We start from the raw sequence: 1,955 nt of genomic DNA, 5'->3' as shown, positions 1-1,955 counted from the left end.
GTTCAGTGCGAAATCGAAAGAGCCGGTTCGGGGTTCACCCTTGACGACATCGAGATCGATTTCTGGATCCTGGCTGTCAACGTTGAGCGTGGGCGGGATGATCCCGTCACGCACTGCCAGAACCGTCAGGACTGATTCGAGGGCGCCGACAGCGCCGATCGAGTGTCCCAGCGCGGATTTCGGGCCGTACACCGCAGCGTGGTTGCCAACCGCTGCGTTGATTGCCTTTGCCTCTGCGATGTCACCGATCGGCGTCGCAGTGGCGTGGGCGTTGATGTGCTTGATGTCGGACTTCGTCAGTCCGGCCATCTCGATTGCTCGGGTCATGGCTCGCGCCGCGCCCAGGCCTTCCGGATGCGGTGCCACGATGTGGTACCCGTCCGAAGTGATTCCGGAACCAAGCAGGCGGGCGTGAATCGTTGCCCCGCGTGCCTTTGCGTGCTCCTCGGTTTCGAGGATCATCAGTGCGCCGGCTTCGCCGAAGACAAATCCGTCGCGGTCCTTGTCGAAAGGACGTGAAGCTGCGGCCGGATTGTCGTTGTTGGTGCTCATCGCACGCATCATGGCGAAGCTCGCGATCGGAACCGTGTCGATGAAGCTCTCGACTCCACCGGCCACAACCATGTCCGCGTCACCCATGACAAGCATGCGGTGAGCGTGAGCAATTGCCTCGGATCCCGACGAACATGCCGAAACCGGGGTGATGACGCCACCGCGGGCCCCGAGTTCGAGCCCGACCGTTGCGGCTGGTCCGTTGGGCATGACCATCTGCACCGAGAACGGGGACACCTTGCGGTATCCGCCGCCACGGAGCTTGTCGACGGCGTCGATGAGCGTGTCGCCGCCGCCGAGTCCGGTGCCGATGACAACCGCGAGGCGGTCCTGATCGACTTCGGGGCTGCCGGCGTTGCTCCAGACCGTGCGACTCAACGTGAGGGCAAGGCGTTCCACCCAGCTCATCCGTCGAATTTCGACGCGGGACAAGCCCTCGTCCGGTGAAACCTTCAGGTGCCCGCCGAGACTGATGGTTCCGCCGAGGGCGAGGGCCCGTCGACGGCTCACGCGTAGCCGGCTTGCTTCGATGTCTTTGTTCACGCCGCTGTACCTCCATTGTGTGGGCTGTTGTCTCAATGGTGGACGGGCGGCCTGGTGCGGAACTGGTTATCCGCTGTGAACTTGCTGGGAGAGCATCTGGATGCTCGACGTGGCCCGCACGTAGACCTGTCCGCCGGCGTCGACGATGCGAGTTTCGATCAGCGCGAGCCTGCGCCCGGCACGAATCACGACGGCCTCGGCGCGCATGATCGGTCCACCGATGTCCGGCGAGCGCAGGAAGTCGATCTTGTGGTCGAGGACGCGATAGTCCTGATCGATGCTGGTCAGGGTTTGTGCTGCCAGGCCGGTAACCGCGTCGACCGCCGAGATCAAGACACCGCCCTGAACAGCGCCCAGCGGGTTGGCCATCCAGGTGACCGGGTCGAACTCGCCCACGACGGAACCCGGGGTCACCTCGACGACCGCAAGATCGAGGAGACCGGCGAGTGGACCGCGTTCGAGTTTGCCGTCGCGGATTCCTTCGACGACGTCGGATCCGGACAGCCCGCGCAGGTCGCTGGTCTTCTCCGGTACCGGGACGGGCAGTGGCTCACCCTCCACGTAGTCGTCGATTCCCACGACGGGAGGACGCGAGACCACCATGGCACGGCCGGCCATCACGGCCAGGAGGGTGCCGTTGTCGTCGCGAAGTTGCCCGGATGCGAGTCCGACGCCGTCGTCGAGATGCACGAGTGTTCCGGTGGCACCGACGTCCGCGACGGCGGGGATGTCGGCGCCCGCACTGACCGTGACCTGCGCGAGCACGGACTGATGGCCCGAGGTCAGTCCCGAGTACACCGCGCCACCCATGGCACCGTCGATCATGACTCCGATGGAACCGAGCACGGTCTTGCCACGGT

The 1,955-nt window shown here is 64.8% G+C and carries 2 protein-coding genes; both read right to left on the bottom strand.

What is annotated here, in order from left to right:
- Positions 1-1,095: KasA/KasB family beta-ketoacyl-ACP synthase (locus ABT116_RS43740; protein ID WP_351646380.1), on the bottom strand; the 1,095-nt coding region annotated here is incomplete at its 3' end.
- A 66-nt stretch (positions 1,096-1,161) separates the two neighbouring features.
- Positions 1,162-1,955 (bottom strand): PaaI family thioesterase (locus ABT116_RS43735; RefSeq protein WP_351646378.1); only part of this gene is annotated, 794 nt, incomplete at its 5' end.

It is taken from the genome of Streptomyces sp. NPDC002130 (assembly GCF_040296465.1).
Taxonomy (GTDB): Bacteria; Actinomycetota; Actinomycetes; order Streptomycetales; family Streptomycetaceae; genus Streptomyces.
Note: the sequence above shows the minus strand (reverse complement) of the source record. Positions and strands in the feature narration are given on the sequence as shown.